We start from the raw sequence: 20451 nt of genomic DNA, 5'->3' as shown, positions 1-20451 counted from the left end.
CGCTCAGAGGGCCAGGAACTGCCGGATGGCCGCCAGCGGACGCCGCAGGATCCAGTAGACCAGCGGGACCCGCTCGCCCGACAGCTTGGCGGTGCCCTTGAGCCCGATGCGCTGACCGGCGGGCGCGTTCAGCGTGGCGCGTACGCGGTAGGCGTAACTGCCATCGGGCCGCGCCGTGGCGCGAAGGCTCATGGTGCGCACCGTGGCCGAGAGCGAGGCCAGCGGGGACGCAGCCAGGTAGAGCTGCAGCGGCGCCTTCTCGGCCAGCGGGATCGCGTCGCCGATCGGCACCCAGGCCTCGATCTCGACGTCGTCCGGTGCGGCGAGCTGCAGGATGCGCTCGCCGGTCTGCACCGGGCGGCCGATCCATTCGGTCGGGTCGTCGAACACGGCCATGCCCGGCCGGGTCGCGACCACGCGCGAGCGCTGCGACTGTTCGGCGAGAAAAGCCGCCTGCGCCTCCTTCTCGGCGATCTTGCCCAGCAGGGTGGCGATCTGCGCGCGCGAGCGCGGGTCGTTCAGCACCATCTGCGCGGCCTGCCGGTATTCGGCGCGCGCCGTGGCGAGTGCCTCACGGGCGACCTCCAGGCGGCTGTCCAGCGGGGCCTGGTCGAAGGCGAAGAGCATCTGGCCGGCCTCGACCATCTGGTTGGGGCGCACGCCGAACTCGGCGATCACGCCGTCCAGCGGCGCGCGCACCGTCACCGGATTGGCCGGCACCAGTTCGCCCGGGGCCAGCACCGTGAGGCGTACCGGACACGCCAGCGCGGCCAGCACCACACCGCCCGCGATCAGGCCGCGTCGCCTGCGCGTGCCGGCCGAGCCGCCCTGCCAGCCGCGGCGCAGCGCGCCCGCCCAGCCGAGCGGGGACCACGACGGGCGCTGCGCGCGTGCGTGCCAGGCGTGCAGCCAGATCTCGCGCCATTCGCTCAGCAGCGGGTAGTGGGGTGGCGGCACCGGCGCGTCGCCCGCGAGCAGCAGGCCACCTTCCGCGCCGTTCGCGCCAGTCAGCGGCACCCAGGTCGCCGCTGTGGGCAGCCAGTCCTGCCATTCGTGGTGGATGTCCGCGGGCAGGGCTTCCACATCCACGGGGCCGACCTCGGTGCCCTGGTGGGTGGCGAGCGCGCGGCACAGCCGGTCCAGCCACTGCGTGTAGGGCACGTTGCCTTCGACGGCCACGACGCCGGACAGCGCGCGCACGCCGCCGTCGGCCATCCACAGCGCGGCCTGCCGGTACGCGACCAGGTCGCGCGTGTCGTTGACCGCCAGGAACCCCAGCTCCGCCGCGCTCTCCGCCGCGCGGGCACGCCGGCCCAGCTCGATGAGCGCGAGCAGGGGATGGGCCGGCACGGAGGCCGGCGTGGCGTCGTTCATGCGTGTTCGTCGGCGCGTTGCACGCTGCGTGTCGCCGCTGCCAGCGCCGCCAGCCCCTCATGGGCCGTGCCGCGTGCCTCGCGCAGTTGCTGGTTCAGGCTGCTGCGGCCGCCGGCCTCGAGGGCGACACGCGCACGGCCGTCGCGTTCGACGACGATCCTGAAGGTCTGAAGCGCTTCGCGACCCTGGGCGTCGCGCGCCATGACCTGCACCGTCAGCGTCCCGCTGAAGCCCGAGGGGGGCACGCCTTCGAAGCGGCCGGTGCGCGCATCGAACTTGAGCCACGCCGGCAGCGGCCTGCCGTCGGCGGTTCTCGCGCTCAGCTGCAGCACGGCGCCGGGCACGCCGTGCACGAAGGTGTCCGCGCCCAGCTGGAAGTCGATGCGGCCGCCGCTGCGCACGGTGAGGTCCTGGATCGGCGCGCTGGCCAGCAGCACCTCGCCACGGTCGGCGCGATCGGCTGCGGTCATGGGGCCCGGTCCGGACAGCGCCTGGTCCGGCCGCACGAAGGAGCCGTCGGGCCCGGGCATGACGGCCAGCAGTTCGACGAGCCCACCGCGCAGCACGGCACCGGGCTGCAGCGTGTCGCGCTGCAGCAGGGGCGATTGCCAGCCGTCGACCCCACGCGCCTCCTGCGGCGCGAGGGGCACGCCGATCGACGTGCTGCCGGCCGCGGAGGGCGCGGACGGCGGCATGGCAGGCGGCAGCCAGGGTTCCGACACGGGCGGTGGGGGCGTCTGGAAGACGGGGGGCGGGACGGCGGGAGCCGGGGCCGGGGCCGGGGCCGGGGTCGGGGCCGGAGCCGGAGCCGGAGCGGGCGCTGTCACAGCGGCTACGTCGCGCAGCGGCCCGGTGTTGCCGGCCAGGTCGGTGACGCGCAGCTGGATCGCCCCATCGCCGGCGCCGGAGAGCGACCAGGCCCGGCGGTCGGCATCCACCGCGACGGCGAACCAGTTCTGCCCGCCGTCGCGGGAGGCGAACAGGGTTTCGTCCGCGCTCAGCGGCGCCGACAGGCTGCCCTGCACGACGCCGTCGGCGGTTCGCACGATGCCTTCGGGCGTGCTGGCGGGCGCCGTCGTATCCAGCACGTAGGCCTGCCGGTACGACGTGCCGCCGCCGATCGCGTTGGAGACGCGCACCGCCAGGGTGCCGCTGCCCGCCGGCAGCGTGGCGTCGATCGACCACTGCGTCGACCCGACGGTCGCCGCCGCCGGGCGCCAGGTGCTGCCGCCGTCGAGCGACACCTGGACCGACTCGCCGGCCGCGAGCGCCGCGGAGAGGCCGCCGCTGATCGTCTGGCCGGCGGCGTTGGTCACGAAGTCGCTGGCACTGGCGCCCTGGTCGGCCGAGAACGCGACGCCCGTGACCGTGGTGGCGGGCGCCGTGCCCAGCGTCAGTTCGCCGACCGTCGCGTCGGCCGCGCTGTTGCCGGCGAGGTCGGTGACGGACGCCACCACCTCGTAGCGCTGGTTCAGCGCCAGCGTCAGCGTGCCGCTGACCGGTACGGCCGTCGACAGGTCCAGGCGCCAGGCGCCCGCCGTCGGCGTGACGTCGTAGGTGGCGCCGCCGACGCTCACGGTCATCGTCTCGCCCGCGGCCAGCGTGGCCGTCCCGCCGAGAACCGGCGTGAGGCTGGTCGTCGACAGCGGGTCGACGGTCGGGACCGTGGCCGCCGTGTCGTAGACATAGGCCTGGGACAGCACGGCGCCGTCGTTGCCGGCGGTATCGACCACCTTGACCTGCAGGGTGTTGCTGGCGCTCAGCGTCTGGCCGGCCAGCGACCAGGCGGTGCTGCCGACGGTGGCCGTGGCGGCGCTCCAGGTCGCGCCGTTGTCGAGCGAGACCATCACGGTCTCGCCCGCTGCCAGGTTGGCCGACAGCGTGCCGCTGACGGATTGCGCCGCGATGTTCGTGATGAAGTCGGTGGACGACGCGCCGCTGTCGCCGGAGAAGGCGACGCTCGCCACGCTGGTCGTCGGGCCGGTGGTGTCGAGCACATAGGCCCGGCTGGTGGCGGCCCCGTTGTTGCCGGCCTGATCGGTCACGCGCAGCCGCAGCGTGTTGCTGCCCGCCAGCGTGACGCCGGTCCAGCTGAGCGTGGTGCCGGAGACCTGGCTGGTGATGTCGGTCCAGGTCGCGCCGTTGTCCAGCGAGCCATAGACCACGTCGCCGGCGGCCGGCGCGCTGCTCAGCGTGGCACTGATGGTCTGGGCGGCGGTGTTCGTGATCAGGTCGCCGGGCACCCCGGTGTCGGCCGACAGCGCGACGTTGCTGAAGCCGGTGCTCGGCGCCGTGGTGTCGAGCACATAGGCCTGCGCATACGCCGCGCCGATGTTGCCTGCGTCGTCGACCACACGCACCCGCAGGGTGTTGCTGCCGGTCAGCGTCTGGCCGGCCAGCGACCAGCTGTTGCTGCCGGCGCTGGCGGCGGCCTGGGCCCAGCTGGCGCCGTTGTCGAGCGAGACGTAGACGTGCTCGCCGCTGGCCAGATTGGCCGACAGGGTGCCGCTGATGGTTTGCGCGGCGGTGTTGGTGACGAAGTCGCTGCCCGAGGAACCGCTGTCGGCCGAGAAGGCGGCGTCGGCCACGGTGGTGGTGGGCGCGGCGGTGTCGATGACGATGTTCTTGTTGGCGCCCAGCGAGCCGGCCGTGCCAGGGGTGGCGAGCACCACCGAGGCGCTGCGCTGGGCGCCGCCGACTTCGGTGATCGTCGCGCCGTTCAGGGCCAGCGCGCTGCTCGCGCTGTAGTCGAGGTCGGCGCTGTTCTGCCCGGCCGCGACGACGTAGCTGAAGCTCAGGGTGCTGCTGCCGGAGCCGCCGGTGTAGGTGGCGCTGCCGCCGCTGCCGAGCGCCAGGGTCGGCGTGCCGCCGCTGGTGTCGACCGTGACCGCGCTGCTGAAGTCCACGGTGATGGTGATGACGGCACCGGCGCCGTAGCTGCCGTCGGCGGTGCTGGCGCCAATGGCGGTGACGCTCGGCTGCGAGCCGTCGACCAGTACCGTGACGGTGCTGCCGACGCTGTTGAGCGTGGTCGTGGCGTCGTTGCCGGCGGTGTCTCTCAGCGAGCCGCCGTTGAGCGACAGTGCGCCGACCGTGATGCCGTTGCTATCGGTGTCGCCATTGACCACGGTGTAGCGGAAGATCAGTGCGCTGCTGCCCGAGCCCGCCACATAGCTGGCGTAGCGCGTGGTGGCGCCGACCACCATGGCGATGCGCGGCGTGCCGCCGGTGGTGTCGACGATGACCGCTTCGTTGAAGTTGACAGTGAAGTCCAGCGCGTCGCCGCTGTAATAGGTGTTGTTGGCCGGCACGGCGACGGAGTTGACCGCCGGTGCGGTGGTGTCGATGGTGATGGTCCGCCCGGCGGAGGCGGCGGAGGCGTTGCCGGCCGTGTCGGTCGACACGGCGGTGATGGTGTGTCCGCCTTGGCTCAGTGAGCCGGCGGTAAAGTTCCAGCTGTCGCCGGTGGCCACGACGGTGCCCAGCAGCGTCGCGCCGTCGTAGACGCTAACGGTGCTGCCGCTTTCCGCGGTGCCCGTGAAGGTCGGTGTGCTGTCGTTGGTGATGCCGTCGCTGTTCGAGATGCCGCCATCGCTGCCGCTGGCCAGCACCGGGGTGCCGGGTGTGGCCGGCGCGCTGGTGTCGAGCACATAGGCCCGGCTGCGCACGGCGCCCTCGTTGCCGGCGGCGTCGACCACCTTCAATTGCAGCGTGTCGCTGCTGCCCAGGGTGACGCCGTTCCACGTCAGCGTCATCCCGCTGAGCTTGCCGGTGATGTCGGTCCAGGTGGCGCCGCCATCGAGCGAGCCGTACAGGATGTCACCACCGGCCAGCGTGCCGCTCAGCGTGGCGCTGATGGTCTGCGCCGCGGTGCGGGTGATGAAATCGCTGCTGCTGGCGCCGGTGTCGGCCGACAGCGCCAGTCCGCCGAAAGTGGTGGTCGGCGCGGTGGTGTCGTAGACATAGGCCTGCGACAGCACGGCGCCGTCGTTGCCGGCGGTGTCGCTGACCTTGACCCTGAGCGTGTTGCTGGCAGTCAGCGTGCGGCCGGCCAGCGACCAGGCGTTGGTGCCGACGGTGGCCGCGGCGGCGCTCCAGGTGGCGCCGTTGTCGAGCGAGACATAGACGGTCTCGCCGCTGGCCAGGTTGGCCGACAGGGTGCCGCTGACGGTTTGCGCGGCCTGGCTGGTGATGAAATCCGTCGAGGAGCTGCCGCTGTCGTTGGAGAAGGCGGCCGTGGCCACGCTCTTGGTGGGCGCGGTGGTGTCGAGGGTGTAGTTCTGGAAGCTCAGCGAGCTGTCGTTGCCGGCGGCGTCGGTGACCTTGAGCATGATCGAGTTGCTGCCGGCGCCGAGCGTGGCGCCGTTCCAGCTCAGCGTGGTGCCGCTGACCTTGCTGGTGATGTCGATCCAGCTGCTGCCGCCGTCGACCGAACCCCAGACGACGTCGGTGCCGGCCGGCGCGCCGCTGAGCGTGGCAGTGATGGTCTGGGACGCGGTCTTGGTGATGAGGTCGGTGCTGCTGGTGCCGGTATCGGCCGACAGCGCGATGCCGCTGAAGCTGGTGGTCGGTGCGGCGGTGTCGAGCGTGTAGGTGTGCGTGTAGGCGGTGCTCGTGGCATCGACATTGGCCACGCGGGCCACAAAAGTGCCGTTGCCGGCCAGCGTCGTGGTGGTGCTCCAGGCGGCGGTGCCGACCGTATAGGTGGTGGCGTCGCTCCAGGTGCTGCCGTTGTCGTAGGAAACCTGGACCTTTTCGCCGCTGGCCAGGTTGGCCGACAGCGTGCCGCTGATGAGCTGGGCAGCCGTATTGGTGATGAAGTCGCTGCCGCTAGTCCCAGTGTCAGCCCCCAGGCTCGCGCTGTTGACCTTCGCGACTGGCGGCAGCAGCTTGACGTCGGTGATGTTGAAGTTTTGGAAGGTCGTGTAGTCGCTCGATGTGATCGTGACGCTGCGCATGTCGTCGAGCGCGGTGTTGAAGCCCGATACCGTCGAGACCACGCCAGCCATGTTGAAGCCGCTCTGGGTGAAGGACGAGGTGGTGCCGTCGGCCCAGGTGATGTTGAAATTGACCGCCCCGCTGATGGCCTGGACGCCGAAGGAGCTGATGTCGAAGGAGTACCCGGCCGCGGCCGTGACGGTGAGCCTCACTCCGTTGCTGCCGTCGGAGGCGTAGGGATACAGACCGTCGTCCGGAGTGCCGTTGGCGAAGAGGTACATCTCCGGGCCGGTGAAGGTGATGTTGTGTCCGGACACGGTCTTGACGATGGAGGTGCGCGGCATCGACTCGTCGGCGTCGGTGCCGTAGATGAAAGGCACCAGCGTCAGCGCGCCGTCGTACTGCGTCAGCGCCAGTTCGCGCGCGTCGATGGTGCCGTCGTGCGCTTCCAGGGTCCAGTTGCCACCGAGGCGCGCGGCGCCGGTGGTGTCGGTCGAGGCGGCGACGTCGGCGCCGGTGGCCTTCGCGATGCCCGACAGCAGCGCGCTGCCGGCGCCGGCGCCGACATCACAGCCATACAACAGCAGGTCCCCGTCGGTGCTCAACGCCTGGCCCAGCCGGGTCAGTTCGGTTTGCACGGCGGAGCTCACCAGCGACGCTTGGTTAAGCTGCATGCTGCCGAGGTTGATCACGCCTTCCGATCCGTGCGAGAGGATGTGGATGGCATCGTAGCCTTCCTGGCTGGCGGCCCAGGCGGCGATCTGCGCGAGGCCGTCCTTCGTGCCGTCGAACTCGACGATGCCGACGCCCTCGCGCACGCCGGCTTCCAATGTCTTGTAGTCGGCCAGCGAGGTGTCGACCAGCACCACTTCCTTCTTGCCCTGGTCGCGCGCCGGCTCAGGCGCGCGCACCTCGACAGCGGGCGGCACGGGCGGCGGTGCGCTGTCATGCGCCGGCTCGGCGGCGTGTGCCGCATCGACGGCCGCGCCGTCGAACATGAAGCGCTGCTCCAGCGACAGGAGCTGCGAGGTCCGGCGCAGGGGCCGTTGCGTCGTGGTGCGCCCGGCGATGCGCGAAAGGAACGGGGTCGAAGGGGACAAGAGGGGCTCCTCGGGGCGCACCGTGGCGCAGGGACTGGGCGCGGAATCTCCGCGGGGATGGGGTCGGGCAAGGCCTCAGCGTGCCGGCGGCGCGATCAGCACCTTGCCGCTCATGCCGGCCATGAGCTCGGCGAAGCGGCCGTCGATCACCGCGTTCAGCTTGATCGACTGCGTGACCGGGTCGACCCGCGCGCCGATGCGCTGCACCTTGGCCGGGTAGGTCTTGCCCGTCTCGTCGATGCTCACCTGGAAGGTCGAGCCGTTGCGCAGCCAGACGAGCCACCGTGAAGGCACGATGAACTCGAGCTCGAGCGTGCTGTCGTCCAGGATCTCGAGCAGCGCCTGACCGGGCTGCACGTACTGCTGTTCACGCACCTTCTGTTCGGCGACGCGGCCCGCATACGGCGCGGCGACCTGGCACTTGCCGAGCAGCGCGCGGTTGGCGGCGACTTCGGCCTGGGCCTTGAGCGTCTCCGCCTTGGACATCTCCAGCTCGACGGTGCCGACCGAATTGAGTTCGGCCAGCTTCTGGTTGCCGCGCCAGTTGGTGTCGGCGGCCATCAGCGCGGCCTGCGCGCGGGCCAGCTGCGCCTGTTGCAGCGAGCAGTCGAACTGCACGAGCACCTGCCCCTGCCGGAAGGCCGAGCCCTCGACGACCGGCAGGCGCGTGATCTTGGCGCCGATCTCGGCGGCCACCGTCGTGTAGCGCCGGGGGGCGAGCTGCGCGCGGATCTCGCGCATGTCGAGCGCCGTCTCGCTGGCGGCCCAGACCGGCGGCGTGCACGCCATCGCCAGACTCCAGGCGGCCAGCGACCACCGCAGGCTTGCAGCGACGCTCACGGTGCGGCCTCGGCCGGCGGCAGCTGCCCCCGGTTCCAGGACTGCATCGAGGCCGCCACGGCGGTGGTGAGGTCCGACAGCGGCGTGGTGGCCGCGTCGGGCACCACGGGTTCGAGGCCCAGGGTGGCCTGCAGCCGCGATGCCGCGGCCTGGCTGTTCGACAGCGCCTGGTAGCGGCGCAGCTGCGACAGCACCGCCGCGCTCTGCTGCGACACGCGGTCCAGGACCGTCATCTTCCGGGCTTCTTCCTGGTTGGCCACCTGCTGTGCCAGGCGGTTGTCGACGCCCACGATGGCATCGGCGCGCGCCAGCTGGCTCGTCGCGTTCGCATATTGCAGGCGGGCGATGTGCAGTTGCGTGAGCACGGCCATCTGCGTGGCCATGCGGCGCTGGTTGGCCAGCGCGACCCCCGTGTCGGCCAGGCGCATCTGGGCCGGCGCGGACAAGAGGCCCAGCAGGTTGAAGGAGATCTGCGCGCCGGTCTCCGTCCATTGGCGGTGGATGAGGTACGAGTCGCTGCTGCTGCGGAAGCCGTAGTTGAAGGACACCCCGGGGAAGAGCTTGAGCAGCGTGCGGCGGGTTTCCTGCTGCGCGATGCGGGCGTTGTACATGCCTTCGCGCAGATCGGGGTTGCGCATCAGCGCGAACTCCTCGAGCTGTTCGACGGGCTGCTGCAGCCAGCCGCCGTTGTTGTCGGCGGCCGGTTCGACCACGGTGAAGGTGCTCGCGAGCGGCAGGTTGGTCAGCGAGGCGAGTTCCACGCGCGCGGTGGACAGCTCCTGCTCGATCAGCTCCAGCAGGCGCAGGTTCTCCAGCAGCTGCCGCTGGTAGCGCAGCGGTTCCAGCGGTGAGCGGATCTTGGCGGCCTCGACCTTCTGCGAATCCTGCAGCGCGGCTTCCGAGTCGGTGATGGTCGTGCGCAGCACGGGCAGCAACTGCTGTGCTGCGACCACGCGCCAGTAGGCGGCGCGCACTTCCTGCATCAGGTTGTGCAGGGCCTTGCGACGGCGCTCGCCCGCGATCAGCACGCGGTCGGCGTTCTGCCTCGCCGCGTAGTAGCTCTGGCCGAAGTCGAGCAGGCTCCAGGAAATGCCGACGTCGCCGGTCCACGCTTCGCGGCTCGACGAGATGTACGGGTTGGCGAGCGAAGGCTGGCCCGTGACGGAGTCGGTGCTGCGTGTGATCAGGTCGTTGCTGCGGTTGCGGTAGCCGGCCGAGGCGATCACCTTGGGCAGCATGTCGAACTGGCCGACCTCGAAGGCGCCCATGGCGACGGCCTCTTCCATCGCACGGTAACGGCGATCCGCGTTGTACTTGATGGCACGAGCCACCGCGCCTTCCATCGTCAGCGGCCCGGCGAGCGGTTCGACATCGCGCGCGAGCGCCTCCCTGTCGGCCGCGAGGGTGGACTTCACCTCGGCGGCGCTCAATCTGGCGCTGTCGAGCGTCAGCGATGAGCAACCGGTGATCAACAGGAGGGCGCTGGCGAGGGCGAGGGCAGGAGCGGCGCGCGGGATGAGTGCGGAGGTCGGACGTGTCACGGAGGTCTCGGTGAGGGCGGGAGCGGTGCCGACCGAGTGCAAATCCCGTCGGCGCATTTGGTTCATGATTGTTTCCTACTGTAACATTTTCTCAACTATTGCAACTCGATGCCGAGGAGGATTCGCTCGGGGAAACATGGCGTGGCCAAGGGCGTGACGGAGGATGGCAGCGGGCCGTGGGCGAGCCTTGAACCCGCGGTCTTCTGGCATGCAGGGTAAACACCGATGCCGGTCTGAAACCGGTTTCATACACTGCTCAGCCCATGCACCGATCCCTGTCCGCGGGGCCTATTCCGTGAATTACCAATTCCAGTTCGACGCGGTCTTCGCGGCCTGGCCGCTGCTGCTCAAGGGCACCTGGATCACCGTCCAGCTGTCGCTCATCGCCACCGCGCTCGGCCTCGTTGTGGCAGTGTTCTGCGCCTGGGGCAAGACCTCCGGGCCGAGCTGGCTGCGCTTCATCGTCAATGCCTACATCGAGGTGATCCGCAACACGCCGTTCCTGGTGCAGTTGTTCTTCTTTTTCTTCGCATTGCCGGCCATCGGGCTGCGCTGGTCGCCCTACACGGCGGCGCTGACGGCCATGGTGGTGAACCTCGGCGCGTATGCCACGGAGATCATCCGCGCCGGCATCGAGTCGATCCCGCGTGGCCAGATCGAGGCGGGCAGGGCGCTCAACCTCAAGCCCTGGGAGATCTTCCGCTTCATCATCATCAAGCCGGCGCTCAAGGCGATCTACCCGGCGCTCACCAGCCAGTTCATCCTGCTGATGCTGAGCTCGGCGGTGGTGTCGGTCATCTCGGCGGACGACCTGACCTCGGTCGCGGCCAACCTGCAGTCGCAGACCTTCCGCAGCTTCGAGATCTACATCGTGGTCGCCGCCATCTACCTGGTGCTGGCGATGGCCTTCTCGGCCCTGTTCAAGCTGATCTACCAGCGCACGCTCAACTACCCCGATCGTCGATAAGCCCGGAGAACACTCATGCGTACCTTCGGCTATCCCGAATTCCTCTTCATCCTCGAAGCCGCCAAGTGGACCCTGGCGCTGTCGGCCATCGCCTTCGTCGGCGGTGCGATCCTCGGCCTGGTCATCGCGCTGGCCCGCACGTCCGAGAGCAAGACCGCACGCGGCCTCGCCATCGGCTTCATCCAGATCTTCCAGGGCACGCCGCTGCTGCTGCAGCTCTTCCTGATCTTCTTCGGCGCCCCGGTGCTGGGGCTGGACATCAACCCATGGATCGCCGCCGGCGCGGCGCTCATCCTCAACAGTGCGGCCTTCCTGGGCGAGATCTGGCGCGGCTGTATCGAGGCGATCCCGCGCGGGCAGATCGAGGCGGCGCATGCGCTCAACCTCAAGTACGCCTCGCGCATGCGCGACGTGGTGCTGCCGCAGGCCTTCAAGATCGCGCTGGCGCCGACGGTCGGCTACGTGGTGCAGATCATCAAGGGCACCTCACTGGCGGCCATCATCGGCTTCACCGAGATCACGCGCGCCGGGCAGATCATCAACAACGCGACCTTCCAGCCGCTGTACGTCTTCACAACCGTGGCCGCCATCTACTTCGCGATCTGCTGGCCGCTGTCGCTGCTGGCGGCCCGCATGGAACGCAAGCGCAACCTCGCGCTCGCACGCTGACACCGCTTTCATCTTTCCCGTTTCGATCCCAACCTAGGAGACTTCGACATGACCTCGTTCAACACCACCCGCCGCAGCACCACCGCCGCACTGGCCGCCCTCGGCCTGGGCGCCGCGCTCACCGTCTTCGCCCCCTTCGCCGCCGCGCAGTCGGTGGCCGACATCAAGAAGAAGGGCGAGATCACCATCGGCATGCTGGTCGACTTCCCGCCCTACGGCACGACCAACGCCAAGAACGAACCCGACGGCTACGACGCCGACGTGGCCAAGCTGCTGGCCAAGGACTGGGGCGTCAAGGCCAACATCGTGCCGGTCACCGGCCCGAACCGCATTCCCTTCCTGCTGACCAACAAGGTCGACCTGCTGGTCGCCTCGCTGGCCGTCACGCCCGAGCGCGCGAAGCAGGTGCAGTTCTCCACGCCCTACGCCGCCGCGACCATCGTGCTGTACGGCAAGACCAGCGCCAACATCAAGTCCGGTGCCGACCTGAAGGGTCAGCGCATCGGCGTGGCCCGCGCATCGACGCAGGACGTCGCCGTGACCAAGGCTGCACCGGAAGGCACCGAGATCCGCCGCTTCGACGACGACGCATCGGCCATGCAGGCGCTGATGTCGGGCCAGGTCGACGCCATCGGCTGCTCGGTCACCGTGGCCGCGCAGATCGCCAAGCGCGTGCCGCCGAACACCTTCGAGAACAAGTTCAACCTGATGCAGCAGGCCATGGGCATCGCCATGCGTCCGGGCCAGGACGAGCTGACCAAGGCCGTGAACGACTTCGTCGCGAAGAACACCGCCAACGGTGAACTCAACAAGCTGTATCAAAAGTGGCTGGGCGCCGACCTGCCCAAGCTGCAGTAAGCACGACCTGACGGAACTTCCATGACCGACGCAGTGACGACGAACGGCGCCGAGCCCATCATCCGCCTCGAGGGCGTGAACAAGTGGTACGGCGAATTCCAGGTGTTGACCGGCATCGACCTCGCGGTGCGCGCGGGCGAGCGCATCGTGATCTGCGGGCCGTCGGGCTCGGGGAAGTCGACGCTCATCCGCTGCATCAACCGGCTCGAGACGGTGCAGCAGGGCCGCATCGTGGTCGACGGCATCGACCTCACCGCCGGCGGCAAGAACGTCGACGCGGTGCGCGCCGAGGTCGGCATGGTGTTCCAGCAGTTCAACCTGTTCCCGCACCTCACCATCCTCGAGAACTGCACGCTGGCGCCGATGCGCTCGCGCGGCATGAGCAAGGCGCAGGCCGAGGAGGTGGCGATGAAGTACCTCACCCGTGTGCGCATTCCCGAACAGGCGAAGAAGTACCCGAGCCAGCTCTCCGGCGGGCAGCAGCAGCGCGTGGCCATTGCGCGCGCGCTGTGCATGACGCCCAAGATCATGCTGTTCGACGAGCCCACCTCGGCGCTCGACCCGGAGATGGTCAAGGAAGTGCTCGACACCATGATCTCGCTGGCCGACGACGGCATGACCATGCTGTGCGTGACGCACGAGATGGGCTTCGCCCGCAGCGTGGCCGACCGCGTGATCTTCATGGCCGACGGCAAGATCATCGAACAGGCACCACCGACCGAGTTCTTCGGCAACCCGCAGAACGAGAAGACCAGGCAGTTTCTCGGGCAGATTCTTTCCTCGCACCAGGCGCATTGATGGCCACACTTCCGGTATTGATCTCGCTGTCTTCGTTCGGCGCCGCCGAGGTGGGCCGGCACGGCCAACTGTGGTGCGCGCAACTCGCGCGAGCGGCGGGTGCCGATTCGGTCGAGGTGCGCGGCGAACTGCTGCGCGACCCCGCAGCCGAACTGCCCACACTGGCCGGCCATGCCTCGGTCTACAGCAGCCCTGAGGGCCTGTGGGCCGAAGGCGGCTGGCTCGACAACGCCGCCCTGCAGCGCGGCATCGCCGCGGCGACGACGCTCGGCGCCAAGCGCCTGAAGATGGCGATCGGCGACTTCCGCGCGTCCTCGCACGGCTCGCTGTGGGGCCTGAAGGTGGCGCTGTCCGAAACGCGCATCGAGCTGCTGATCGAGAACGACCAGACCGTCGGCGCCGGCACCTTGCCCGCGCTGCAGACCTTCTTCGACGTGGCCGACCGCGCCGGCCTGAACCTGGGCATGACCTTCGACATGGGCAACTGGCACTGGGTCGGCGAATGCCCGCTCGAAGCGGCCAAGGCCCTCGGCCATCGCGTGCGCTACGTGCATTGCAAGGGCGTGCAGCGGCTGCCCGCCAAGTGGGTGGCGGTGCCGCTCACCGAGTCGGCGGCACCTTGGCGTGCCGTGCTGCGCGCATTGCCGGCCGACGTGCCGCACGCCATCGAATACCCGTTGATCGGCGACGACCTGCTGGCTGTCACGCGGCAGCAGATCGACATCATCCGCGCAGTCCGCGCCTGACCATGACTGACACCGCTTTCGACGTTGCCCTGTTCGGCGAAGCCATGCTGCTGTTGGTGGCCGACCGGCCCGGCCCGCTGGAAGACGCGCAGTCCTTCCACAAGCGCACCGCCGGCGCCGAGACCAACGTGGCCATCGGCCTGTCGCGCCTGGGCCTCAAGGTCGGCTGGGCCAGCCGGCTCGGCACCGACTCGATGGGCCGCTGCCTGCTCGCGACGATGAAGGCGGAGGGCATCGACTGTTCGCACGTCATCTGCGATGCGACGCAGAAGACCGGCTTCCAGTTCAAGGGCCGCGTCACCGACGGCAGCGACCCGCCGGTCGAGTACCACCGCAAGGGCTCGGCCGCGAGCCAGATGACGGTCGACGATGTCGACGTGGCCTGGCTCACTTCCGCCCGTCACCTGCACGCCACCGGCGTGTTCCCGGCCATCTCGGCGACCACGCTGCCGGCCGCGATCAAGACCATGGACGTGATGCGCGCCGCCGGCCGCACCATCTCCTTCGACCCGAACCTGCGCCCCACGTTGTGGGCATCGACCGAGGCGATGCGCAGCGCCATCAACGACCTCGCGTCACGCGCCGACTGGGTGCTGCCGGGCATGGAAGAGGGCGTGCTGCTCACCGGCGAAAGCACACCCGAAGGCGTTGCGCGGTTCTATCGCCAGCTCGGCGCCAAGCTGGTCGTCGTCAAGCTCGGCGCCGAGGGCGCGTACTACGACAGCGACGTGGCCGGCACCGGTCGCGTGGCGGGCTTTCCGGTCAAGGAAGTGATCGACACCGTGGGCGCTGGCGATGGCTTCGCGGCGGGCGTGATCAGCGCCCTGCTCGAAGGCCGCAGCGTGCCCGACGCAGTGCGCCGCGGCTGCTGGATCGGCGCGCGGGCCGTGCAGGTGCTGGGGGATACCGAAGGCCTGCCGACGCGGGCGCAACTGGAGGAGGCCGGACTGTGAACGCATCGAGCAAGAAGAACATCGTCGTCTTTCGCGAACTGCCGCCCGACCAGCTGGCGCGCCTGCAGGCTGCGCACCATGTCGTGGTGGCCGACCCGAAGCACGACCTCGCCGCCTTCGACGCCGCGCTGCCGACCGCGCACGGACTCATCGGCTCCAGCTACCCGGTCGATGCCGCGCTGCTCGAGCGCGCGCCGCAGCTCGAAGTCATCTCCAGCGTGTCGGTCGGCGTCGACAACTACGCGCTGGCCGACCTTCACACGCGCGGCATCGTGCTGTGCCACACGCCCGGCGTGCTCGACGAGACGGTGGCCGACACCGTGTTCGCGTTGCTGATGGCGACCAGCCGCCGCGTGGTCGAACTGGCCAACCTCGTGCGCGAGGGCCGCTGGACGAAGAACATCGGCGAAGACCTGTTCGGCTTCGACGTGCATGGCAAGACGATCGGCCTGCTGGGCTTCGGCCGCATCGGGCAGGCCATCGCCCGCCGCGCGGCGCTCGGCTTCGGCATGCCGGTGCTCTACCACGCGCGCCGGCCGGTCGATCTGGCCGCGCAGGCGCCGGAGCTGCAAGGCCGCGCGACCCACACGCCGCTGAACGACCTGCTGGCGCGCGCCGACTTCGTGGTCGCGATGCTGCCCTTGTCCGATGCCACGCGCGGCATGATCGATGCCCAACTCTTCGCTGCGATGAAGCCGGGCGCCATCTTCATCAACGGCGGCCGCGGCGCCACGGTGAACGAAGCCGCGTTGCTCGCCGCGCTCGACAGCGGCCATCTGCGTGCCGCTGGCCTCGACGTGTTCGCCAAGGAGCCGCTACCGATGGATTCGGCCCTGCGCACGCACCCGCGCGTCACGCCGCTGCCGCACATCGGCTCCGCCACGCACGAGACGCGCCATGCGATGGCCGAGCTCGCGACCACCAACCTGCTGCAGGCGCTGGCCGGTGAACGGCCGGGCGCCGTCTACGACACGGCGGCCGTGTGAGCACCCGCGCGCCGCGCCCCAAGCCCGCCGGCCAGCGGGCCACCATCGCCGACGTGGCGGCCGCCGCGGGCGTGTCGAAGGCGACGGTATCGCGCTTCCTCAACCACCGCGAACGCCTGCTGAGCCCCGACATCGCGACGCGGGTCGAGACGGCCATCGCCGCGCTCGGCTATTCACCGAGTCCGATGGCACAGGCCCTGAGCCGCGGCAAGTCGCGCCTCATCGGCCTGATCGTGGCCGACATCACCAACCCCTATTCGGTGGCCGTGCTGCGCGGCGCCGAGAAGGCCTGCCAGGACGCCGGCTACCTCGTGATGCTGTTCAACCTCGGCAACGAGAGCGGGCGAGAGCGCGAAGCTATCGATGCGCTGGCGGGTTACCAGGTTGACGGCTTCATCCTCAACACGCTGGGCCGCGGTGCGGGCGCGGTCGACGCGGTGGCGCTGCACGGCAAGCCGGCGGTCCTGGTCGATCGGCGCCATGCAGGCATGCACGCGGACTTCGTCTCGCTCGACAACGCAGGCGCGATGGCACAGGTCTGCGAGCATCTGCGGGGCGGCGGCTGGCGCGAGCTGCTCTACATCACCGAGCCGCAGAAGGGCGTGAGCACGCGGCGCGAGCGGGCCGCGGCCTTCCACGACTGCGTGACGGCGCACGCGCCGCAGGTCAAGGGCGAGGTCTTCGAGAGCGAGGAGGGCGACACCGCGGGCCTGGAAGCGGCGCTGCGGGCCCTGCACCAGCGCGCCAGGCGCGGGCGGCGCCAGGCCGCGGTGATCGCGGGTAATGCGGTGGTCACGTTGCGCGTGGCGGCGGCCATGACGCAGCTGGGCTGGCACTTCGGCCGCGAGCTGGGCTTCGTCGGCTTCGACGATCCCGAATGGGCGCCGTTGATCGGCCCAGGCCTCACGACGCTGGCGCAGCCGACCGACGAGATCGGTCGCGCAGCGGCCGGCTGCCTGATCGAACGCCTGCGCGGGCTCGAATGCGCAGCGCGCCAGCGGCTGTTGCCCGGCGAGCTCGTGGTGCGCGGGTCGTCTTCCTTGCACGCGCCATAGCGCCGCGCCAGCGCGCACGGGTGGGCATCAGAAGCTCGGTGCCGGTTCCGACGGTTCGCCCGCCTGCTTGAGCTGCTGCTCCGCTTCGGCGAACACGTCGCCGATGTAGGCGGCGCCCGCCACCAGCACGGCTTCGGTGCTGGCGATCGGCGGCGGGACATCCCAGAACAGCGAGGTCGGTGGCTTATTCGACGGGCCGCAGCCGGCGAGTGCGGCGCCGAGCGCGAGGATGGTCAGAGCTTTTGAATACGAGTAAGTGAACATGACGGGCTACCAGGTTGGGTGGCCCTGCAAGACGGGATGGGGCCGGGCGCCGATGGTCCGCGAAGCACGCGGCCTCCACCAGACCACGGAAGGCCTATGGCCGCTGAGGTACGGCGCTTGTCGTACGGCCGATCGACGTGAGCCCGGTGCCTGGAACCGTGTGCGCTACACCGTCAGTTGCGTCGTCGACAGCACCTCCTTCAACACCATGAAGCTGCGCACCTGCCGCACGCCCGGCAGGTAGAGCAGCTGCTCGGCGTGCAGCCGGTTGAAGCTCTCGTGGTCGCGCGTGCGCAGCATCATGAAGTAGTCGAACTCGCCGGTCACCACGTGGCATTCGAGGCAGCCGGAGACCTTCTGCACGGCCTTCTCGAAGTCGGCGAAGGACTCGGGCGTGGAGCGGTCGAGCACCACGCCGATCATCACCAGCATGCCCGCGTCGAGCGCACGCGGCTCCAGCAGCGCGACGATGCCGCGGATCATGCCCATCGCCTTGAGGCGTTCCACGCGGCGCAGGCAGGCCGGCGCGCTGAGATTCACCTTGGCCGCCAGCGCGACGTTGGAGACCGACGCGTCGCGCTGCAGCGCACGCAGGATGGCCCGGTCGGTGCGGTCCAGCGTGTCTTTCAGGGACGCCGCAGCGGCGGCGCTTTGCGTTCGGCGTTTTGTTGTGACCATGCTTCGATCTCCGCAATAAAAAAACGATCAATGGATTCTGAAGGCCGATCGATTCGGCGAGTAGCGCCTATTTTGCAACCCTGTGGCGCGGCTTCATTCCTAAGATCGAGTCCACACATTGGCTGTCGAACTCACCAGGACTTCACTCATGAATCTGCAGAAATTCCCGCGCTATCCATTAACCTTCGGCCCCACGCCCATCCAGCCGCTCAAGCGGCTCAGTGCGCATCTGGGCGGCAAGGTCGAGCTCTATGCCAAGCGCGAGGACTGCAACAGCGGCCTGGCCTTCGGCGGCAACAAGACGCGCAAGCTGGAATACCTCATCCCCGAAGCGCTCGAAGGCGGCTATGACACGCTGGTGTCCATCGGCGGCATCCAGTCGAACCAGACGCGCCAGGTCGCGGCGGTGGCGGCGCACCTGGGCCTCAAGTGCGTGCTCGTGCAGGAGAACTGGGTGAACTATTCCGATGCGGTGTACGACCGGGTCGGCAACATCGAGATGTCGCGCATCATGGGCGCCGACGTGCGCCTCGACGCTGCGGGCTTCGACATCGGCATCCGCAAGAGCTGGGAAGACGCGATGGAGAGCGTGCGCCAGGCCGGCGGCAAGCCCTTCCCGATTCCCGCCGGCTGCTCCGAGCACCCGAAGGGCGGCCTGGGCTTCGTGGCCTTCGCCGAAGAGGTTCGCCAGCAGGAGGCCGAACTGGGCTTCAAGTTCGACTACATCGTGGTCTGTGCCGTGACCGGCAGCACGCAGGCCGGCATGGTGGTCGGCTTCGCGGCCGACGGCCGGGCCGACCGCGTGATCGGCATCGACGCATCGGCCAAGCCGGAGAAGACCTACGACCAAGTGCTTCGCATCGCGAAGAACACGGCCGAACTGGTCGAGCTCGGGCGCGACATCACCGAGAAGGACGTGGTGCTCGACACCCGCTTCGGCGGCCCGGAGTACGGCCTGCCCAACGAAGGAACGCTGGAGGCGATCCGCCTGAGCGCGCGCTTCGAGGCGATGCTGACCGACCCGGTGTACGAGGGCAAGTCGATGCACGGGATGATCGAGAAGGTGCGCCTCGGCGAGTTCCCGCCGGGCTCGAAGGTGCTGTATGCGCACCTGGGCGGCGTGCCGGCACTGAGCGCGTACAGCTTCATCTTCCGCAACGGTTAAGCCTTCACACGTTCTAAGGGGCGCTATGAACTTGCTGCAGAACGCCCCCATCGCGTCGGGTCGGCGCATGCAGTGGGTCTGCGGCGCCGAGGTGGTCGATGAGGCCTTGGCCGTCGCGGCCGAGCTGGCGCGCTCGTACGGCATCGGTGTCGATCTCTGGCGCATCGACGACTGGGCGGGCATGGCGCAGGACGGCATCGCCTGCGAGCGGCGCTGGCGGGAAGGCGACGGCGCCGCGGTCGGCAGCCGCTTCGAGCGCCTGATGGCGCTGACGCAGGGTCCGATCCTCGCCATCACGCGCGGGCCGCGCGACGGGCCCGAAATGCTCCGCGCCTTCGCGCCCGCGGGGCGGCGCTATCTCAGCCTGACCGGCTCGGACGTCGACGCATTGCTCGCGACTGCACTGCGGCTCGATGTCGAGACCGACATCGAGTGGGCGAAGCTGTCCGCCATTTGAGGCCTGTTGACGCTACGCCGCGAGCTGCGTCTTGAGGTAGTCCAGAAAGGCCTGCGCCGTGCGTGACAGCGTGCGGCCGACGAGCGTCTGCACCTCGATGTTGCGCAGGTCGAGCCCGCGGTCCTTCAACGGCATCGCCACCAGTTCGCCGCGCTCGATCGGTTCGCGCACCGAGATCTCGCCGCAGATCGTGATGCCCAGCGGCGCGTGCCGCAGGAAGCCCAGCAGGCTGGCGATGTAGCTGCTGGTGAGCACCGGCTCGACGGGCAGCCGCTGCCGATGGCAGGCGATGTCGAACAGCTGGCGCACCGTCGTGTCCGGCTCCGGCAGGGCGAGCGGGTAGGGCACCAGCTGCCGCAGGCTGATCTGCTTGAAGCGCACCAGCGGATGCGTGGGCCGCATCACCGCCAGCACGGGCGAGGGCTGGAGGTGTTCGACCTTGATGTCCTTCTCGGCGCCGCGGCTCATGACGAAGCCGATGTCGGCGTCACCGAGCAGGATGCGCCGCGTGCAGTCGGCCGGCGGATGCACGCCCAGGTGGAACTGGAGGCCGGGGTGCTGCGCCACGAAGTCGCTGATCACGCGCGGCAGGAACTCCATCGAGAAGCCTTCCGTGGCCACGAGGCGCACGCGGCCGCGCTGCATGCCTTGCAGGGCTTGCACGTCGCCAACGACCCGCTCCGCATCGTGCGCCGACCGGAGGGCGTGCACGGCGAGCAGTTCGCCCGCCGCACTCGGCACCATGCCGCGCGCATGCCGGTCGAACAGACTCACTTCCAGCAGCGCTTCGAGCTGCGCGATGTGCCGGCTGATGGCCGAGCTGGCCACGTTGAGCCGCGACGAGGCCTCGCTGATCGAACCGCAACGCACGACTTCGAGGAAGTAGCGCAGGGCGGTGTCCTGGAGCTGGCGGGCGACGAGTGGTGAGGTGGCCATGGCGACGTGGAGTTTGAGCGCGCAGGGCCTCCGCAGGAAGCGCGGAGCCTTGCCGTTTTGGCATTGCTCATGTCGAAATTCTGTAAGCCATGAAACGCTGCCGAGGCGCCATTCTTGCAATTGCCG

At 69.4% G+C, this 20451-nt stretch carries 17 protein-coding genes; 10 read left to right on the top strand and 7 right to left on the bottom strand.

From position 1 onward, the window contains the following. Positions 1 to 3: 3 nt before the first annotated feature. The 4 genes from N8A90_RS23140 to N8A90_RS23125 form a co-directional block, all read right to left on the bottom strand. Positions 4 to 1374 carry an efflux RND transporter periplasmic adaptor subunit gene (locus tag N8A90_RS23140; RefSeq protein ID WP_262077577.1) on the bottom strand — a complete coding sequence of 457 codons (1371 nt, stop codon included), beginning with the start codon at positions 1372 to 1374 and terminating at the stop codon, positions 4 to 6. Continuing rightward, entirely contained in the window at positions 1371 to 7412 is a 6042-nt protein-coding gene (locus tag N8A90_RS23135) for an Ig-like domain-containing protein (protein WP_262077576.1), read from the bottom strand. Before N8A90_RS23135 ends, N8A90_RS23140 begins: the two co-directional genes overlap by 4 nt. Before the next feature lie 75 nt (positions 7413 to 7487). After that, complete coding sequence (locus tag N8A90_RS23130) at positions 7488 to 8201, bottom strand: efflux RND transporter periplasmic adaptor subunit (RefSeq protein ID WP_262077607.1); 714 nt, start codon at positions 8199 to 8201, stop codon at positions 7488 to 7490. Between the two features lie 47 nt (positions 8202 to 8248). Next, positions 8249 to 9793 (bottom strand): TolC family protein, encoded by a 1545-nt coding sequence (locus tag N8A90_RS23125; protein ID WP_262077575.1) that lies wholly within the window; start codon positions 9791 to 9793, stop codon positions 8249 to 8251. Between the two features lie 295 nt (positions 9794 to 10088). Here N8A90_RS23125 and N8A90_RS23120 point away from each other — a divergent pair, with 295 nt between their 5' ends. Genes N8A90_RS23120 through N8A90_RS23085 form a run of 8 tightly spaced genes read left to right on the top strand, consistent with a single transcriptional unit; the run spans position 10089 to position 16825 of the window. After that, positions 10089 to 10760 carry an amino acid ABC transporter permease gene (locus N8A90_RS23120; RefSeq protein WP_262077574.1) on the top strand — a complete coding sequence of 224 codons (672 nt, stop codon included), beginning with the start codon at positions 10089 to 10091 and terminating at the stop codon, positions 10758 to 10760. 15 nt (positions 10761 to 10775) lie between these two features. Continuing rightward, a complete protein-coding gene (locus N8A90_RS23115; protein WP_262077573.1) occupies positions 10776 to 11429 on the top strand; it encodes an amino acid ABC transporter permease in 654 nt (217 codons plus the stop codon). 48 nt (positions 11430 to 11477) lie between these two features. Then, on the top strand, positions 11478 to 12287 hold the full coding sequence (locus tag N8A90_RS23110) for a transporter substrate-binding domain-containing protein (protein ID WP_262077572.1): 810 nt from the start codon (positions 11478 to 11480) through the stop codon (positions 12285 to 12287). Between the two features lie 21 nt (positions 12288 to 12308). Then, positions 12309 to 13085, top strand: coding sequence for an amino acid ABC transporter ATP-binding protein (locus N8A90_RS23105; RefSeq protein ID WP_410087738.1), 777 nt, complete (start codon positions 12309 to 12311; stop codon positions 13083 to 13085). Continuing rightward, on the top strand, positions 13085 to 13831 hold the full coding sequence (locus N8A90_RS23100) for a sugar phosphate isomerase/epimerase family protein (RefSeq protein WP_262077571.1): 747 nt from the start codon (positions 13085 to 13087) through the stop codon (positions 13829 to 13831). The genes N8A90_RS23105 and N8A90_RS23100 overlap by 1 nt, the downstream gene beginning before the upstream one ends. A gap of 2 nt (positions 13832 to 13833) precedes the next feature. Beyond that, positions 13834 to 14784: a sugar kinase gene (locus N8A90_RS23095; RefSeq protein WP_262077570.1), complete on the top strand. Its 951-nt coding sequence runs from the start codon at positions 13834 to 13836 to the stop codon at positions 14782 to 14784. After that, on the top strand, positions 14781 to 15770 hold the full coding sequence (locus tag N8A90_RS23090) for a 2-hydroxyacid dehydrogenase (RefSeq protein ID WP_262077569.1): 990 nt from the start codon (positions 14781 to 14783) through the stop codon (positions 15768 to 15770). Before N8A90_RS23095 ends, N8A90_RS23090 begins: the two co-directional genes overlap by 4 nt. Then, entirely contained in the window at positions 15767 to 16825 is a 1059-nt protein-coding gene (locus N8A90_RS23085; RefSeq protein WP_262077568.1) for a LacI family DNA-binding transcriptional regulator, read from the top strand. Before N8A90_RS23090 ends, N8A90_RS23085 begins: the two co-directional genes overlap by 4 nt. Before the next feature lie 27 nt (positions 16826 to 16852). Here N8A90_RS23085 and N8A90_RS23080 read toward each other — a convergent pair whose 3' ends face one another. Both N8A90_RS23080 and N8A90_RS23075 read right to left on the bottom strand, forming a co-directional pair. Further along, positions 16853 to 17089, bottom strand: coding sequence for a hypothetical protein (locus N8A90_RS23080; protein WP_262077567.1), 237 nt, complete (start codon positions 17087 to 17089; stop codon positions 16853 to 16855). Positions 17090 to 17254: 165 nt separating this feature from the next. After that, on the bottom strand, positions 17255 to 17767 hold the full coding sequence (locus N8A90_RS23075) for an Lrp/AsnC family transcriptional regulator (protein ID WP_262077566.1): 513 nt from the start codon (positions 17765 to 17767) through the stop codon (positions 17255 to 17257). A gap of 148 nt (positions 17768 to 17915) precedes the next feature. Between N8A90_RS23075 and N8A90_RS23070 the strand changes: the two genes are divergently transcribed. Then, positions 17916 to 18932, top strand: a complete 1017-nt coding sequence (locus tag N8A90_RS23070) for a 1-aminocyclopropane-1-carboxylate deaminase (RefSeq protein WP_262077565.1) — start codon at positions 17916 to 17918, stop codon at positions 18930 to 18932. 25 nt (positions 18933 to 18957) lie between these two features. Continuing rightward, entirely contained in the window at positions 18958 to 19389 is a 432-nt protein-coding gene (locus tag N8A90_RS23065; protein WP_262077564.1) for a hypothetical protein, read from the top strand. Between the two features lie 12 nt (positions 19390 to 19401). Here the strand turns inward: N8A90_RS23065 and N8A90_RS23060 are convergent, their stop codons facing one another. Then, on the bottom strand, positions 19402 to 20325 hold the full coding sequence (locus N8A90_RS23060) for a LysR family transcriptional regulator (RefSeq protein WP_262077563.1): 924 nt from the start codon (positions 20323 to 20325) through the stop codon (positions 19402 to 19404). Between the last annotated feature and the right edge of the window lie 126 nt (positions 20326 to 20451).

The sequence above is a fragment of the Variovorax sp. N23 genome (assembly GCF_025486315.1).
GTDB lineage: Bacteria > Pseudomonadota > Gammaproteobacteria > Burkholderiales > Burkholderiaceae_C > Variovorax.
This window is presented reverse-complemented; position numbering and strand designations above follow the sequence as displayed.